Origin of the sequence: Stappia stellulata (assembly GCF_020176715.1) — a bacterium.
Taxonomy (GTDB): Bacteria; Pseudomonadota; Alphaproteobacteria; order Rhizobiales; family Stappiaceae; genus Stappia.
The window spans coordinates 1-4104 of the sequence record NZ_JAIVMF010000047.1 but is presented as its reverse complement, the minus strand read 5'-3'; the positions used below and the strand labels follow the sequence as shown (position 1 = coordinate 4104).

2 protein-coding genes are annotated in these 4104 nt (G+C 65.7%); both read right to left on the bottom strand.

Annotated elements, in window-relative coordinates:
• Positions 1-416 precede the first annotated feature (416 nt).
• Positions 417-2627, bottom strand: a complete 2211-nt coding sequence (gene glyS, locus LC092_RS21010; RefSeq protein WP_224809687.1) for a glycine--tRNA ligase subunit beta — start codon at positions 2625-2627, stop codon at positions 417-419.
• Positions 2628-2744: 117 nt separating this feature from the next.
• A complete protein-coding gene (gene gltS / locus LC092_RS21005; protein WP_224809685.1) occupies positions 2745-3962 on the bottom strand; it encodes a sodium/glutamate symporter in 1218 nt (405 codons plus the stop codon).
• Positions 3963-4104: the final 142 nt, after the last annotated feature.

The following is a 4104-nucleotide window of genomic DNA, read 5'->3' as shown; positions in this document are numbered from 1 at the left end:
TCGCTGTTCCATGATCGACACCTGTGACCAGGGCATGGCCGCCTCCTCAACGGGACTCATGCCAAACGTGTCAACCATCTCCATGAACACATGTCACCTATGTCACCGGTCTGAACACTCGACCGGGGATCCAATCCACGTCGCCAGGGTCCACGGCAGATGCCGGACCGCGGACGCATCGACCCCACTCGCATCCGCTAAGGTTGCCAATGGATCCCGGCTCGGCGGCCGGGATGACGTCGGGGTGTGACGGAGCGCCCGCTTGCCCGGTGCGAGGCTGAGAGGGCCACCGCCGACATCGAGCACCTCGGGCAGGTTCCGTCCAAACCACACCGCGTCGAGACGGGCGGCGTCTTCCCGGGCGCGGCGCAGCCGCGACCCGGGATCGGAGAGCCCCGACGCCCCGCTGGAGCGCTTCAGCCCGCGATCTTCGAGAAATCCGCCACCTCAAGCGTCGCCTCGCGGATTTCGGCGAGCAGACGCAGGCGGTTGAGCCGCAATTCGGGATCATCGGCATTGACGTGGATGTCGTCGAAGAAGCGGTCGACGGGCGCGCGCAGGCCGGCAAGTGCGGTCATCGCGGCGGAGAAATCCTCGTTTTTCAGCGCATCGCGCAGGGCGGACCGCGCCTTGTCGATGGCGGCCGCCAGATCGATTTCCGCCTGTTCCACCAGATGGTCGGCATGGGGCCGGCCCTCGATGGCGGAACCGTCCTTTTTTTCCTCCGCACGCAGGATGTTGGCCGCGCGCTTGGTGCCGGCCAGAAGGTTCGCCCCGTCCTCCGTGCCGAGGAACGCGCCCAGCGCCTCGACGCGCTTGACCACCATCAAGAGGTCGTCCTGACCTTCGAGCGCGAAGACCGCGTCGATCAGGTCGTGGCGCGCGCCCTCGTCCTTCAGATGGACCTTGAGCCGGTCGCCGAAGAAGGCGAGGAGGTCGACGACAAGGGCTTGCGACTTCGCTTGATCGGGCAGGTTCTTGCGATGGATTTCGTCCGCGATCCGGTCGTCGACCTCCGGATCGAGGTCCAGACCCTGCGTCGCCATTGCCGTATCGACGGCCTGCTCAAGCGCATGGTCGGTGGAGATCTCCCGCAGGATACGCGCCTCGGCAAGCCTGACGAATGCGGTCAGGCCGAACCGCAGCCCGTTCTCCAGCACGATCCGGATCACGCCGAGCGCCGCACGGCGCAGCGCATAAGGGTCCTTGGAGCCGGTCGGCTTTTCGTCGATGGCCCAGAAACCGGTCAGGAGATCCAGCTTGTCGGCAAGCGCGACGGCAATCGCAACCGGATCCGTCGGCACCTCGTCGGAGGGGCCTTGCGGCTTGTAGTGGTCCTCGATTGCCGTTGCGACGGATGCGTCCTCGCCCTGCAGTTCGGCGTAGGTGCGCCCGATCTGGCCCTGAAGCTCGGGAAACTCGTAGACCATCTGCGTCGGCAGGTCGGCCTTGGCAAGGCGTGCCGCGCGGGCCGCCTCTTCCACATCCGCGCCGACAAGCGGTGCGATCTCACGCGCCAGGGCCTCGAGCCGCGCGATGCGCGCGCCCTGCGTGCCGAGCTTTTCGTGGAAGACCACGTTGTCGAGCTTCGGCAGGCGGCTTTCGAGCGAGGCTTTCAGGTCGGTTTCCCAGAAGAACCAGGCATCCGACAGCCTTGCGCGGATCACCTTCTCGTTGCCGGCGATGATCGTCGCGCCGCCATCGGCGGCCTCGATGTTGGAGACCGCGACAAAACGGTTGGAGAGCGCGCCCGTCGCCGGGTCCTTCAGCACGAAGCACTTCTGGTTGGCGCGGATCGTCAGGCGGATGACCTCGTCGGGAAGCTTGAGGAAGGTCTCGTCGAAGCTGCCCGTCAGTACCACCGGCCATTCGACCAGCCCCGCGACTTCTTCCAGAAGCCCCTCGTCCTCGACCAGTTCCAGCCCGAGCGCCATCGCGCGGTTGCGCGCGTCATGGGCGATGATGTCCTTGCGCCGGTCGGCATCGAGCACGACCTTCGCCTTTTCCAGCTTCTCCGCGTAGTCCTCCAGGCGCCGCACCTCGAAGGCGTCGGGCGCCAGGAAGCGGTGGCCGCGCGTCATGTTGGACGAGACGATCCCGTCGACCTCGAAGGGGATCACCTCCGGCTCCTCCGTCTCCGGCCCGAAGGTCGCGACGATGGAATGCAGCGGACGCACCCAGCGCAATGTGCCGGAGCCCCAGCGCATGGATTTCGGCCAGGGGAAGTTGCGGATGATGCCGGGCATTGCCTCGGCGACGATCTCGGGCGTGGTGCGGCCGGGCTTTTCGATCACCGCGACATAGAAATCGCCCTTCTTAGGATCGCTGGCAATCTCCGCCTCGTCGATGGAGGCAAAACCCGCACCGCGCAAAAACCCTTCCAGCGCCTTTTCCGGCGCGCCGACGCGCGGACCTTTTCGCTCCTCGCGGGTCGCCTTGGAGGCTGCGGGCAGCCCCGCGACATGCAGCGCGAGACGGCGCGGGGTGACGAAGGCCCTGGCACCCTCATAGGTGAGACCCGCATCGACCAGCGCGTTGGTGACCAGCGACTTGAGGTTATCCGCCGCGCGCCGTTGCATGCGGGCGGGAATTTCCTCGCTGAACAGCTCCAGGAGAAGATCGGGCATCTTGGGTCTCGATGGTTGGGTGGCCCGGGCGCTTGGTGAAGCGCCCGCGAAAACATGTGCTGCGTCCGTTACCAAGGCGGGAGGAAAAAGTCACCCCCGATGCTGCCGGCAGGGTCGCTAGAAGCTCAGGAACAGGCGGATGATCAGGGCATTCGCCAGATCGACGAAAAAGGCGGAGACCAGCGGCAGGATCAGGAAGGCCCTGGTGGCCGCGCCATAATGTTTGGCCACCGCGGTCATATTGGCGATTGCGGTGGGGGTGGCGCCGAGCGCAAAGCCGGCATAGCCCGCCCCGAGCACCGCAGCCTCGTAGTCCCGCCCCATCAGCGGAAACAGCACGAAGACGATGAAGGTGCCCGCCAGCACCACCTGAAGCGCGAGGATCACCAGCATCGGTCCGGCGAGGCCGGCGATGGTCCACAATTGCAGGCTCATCAGCGACATGGAGAGGAAGACGCCGAGCGCGAGATCCGAGATCACGGCCAGCGAGCGGGTGCGCGCAGGCCAGTTGGGCAGTTTCAGCAGAACCGGAACCGTATTCGACAGCAGGATACCGCAGAAGAGGCAGACGACGAACAGCGGCAGGTCGACGCCGGTGGTATCGAGCACCTCCTTCAACGCCACGCCGAGCGCGATCGTCAGGTTGAGCACCAAAATGGCGCGCATCAGGCCGGTATGGGTGACGGATGCCGACGCCTCCTCCTCCCGTTTCAGCCCGATTGTCGAGATCACCGCGTCACTGTCGGGATCGCGCGTCGCGCCCTTCGCCTTGATCAGATACTGGGCGACCGGTCCCCCGAGCACGCTTGCCGCGATCAGGCCAAGCGTCGCCGTCGCCGCGCCGAGTTCGACCGCGCCGGCCACCCCATAGCTGTCGGCGAAGGTCGGCCCCCAGGCGATTGCCGTCCCATGGCCGCCGATCAGCGAGACAGTGCCGCCGATCAGCCCGTAGGCAGCGGGAAGCCCGAAAGCCGTCGCCACCGCGACGCCGACGCCGTTTTGCAGGAACATGTAGCCGATGGTGAGCGCGAGCAGGATCAGGAGCGGCGCGCCGCCGCGCAGCAGATCCGCAAGCCGTGCGTTCAGCCCGATGGAGGTGAAGAAATACAGGAGCAGGAAATCGCGCGCCGCCAGCGAGAAGGTCACCTCGCCGTAGCCAAGCAGGTAGAGAGCGAGCACGCCAAGCGCCACCAGCAGGCCGCCGGACACCGGCTCGGGAATGTTGTAGCGATTGAGCACCGCTATGTCGCGGTTCAGCCGGACCCCGGCGAAATACACGAGAATCGCGATATTGAAGCTGGCGAAATCGCCAAGGACAATGGAGTTGGCCGTCATGATCCTGTCGCGCCCGCCTTTTCCTAGCTGTGGTTTCTCAGAAGGTCATTCACCCTTTGGAGGGGCGGCAGGCCGTTGAGAGCGGAGTGTTGTCTTGCCCGGTTGAACCAGTCAAGCCATCTGGGGAGGTCCGCGTTTCGGG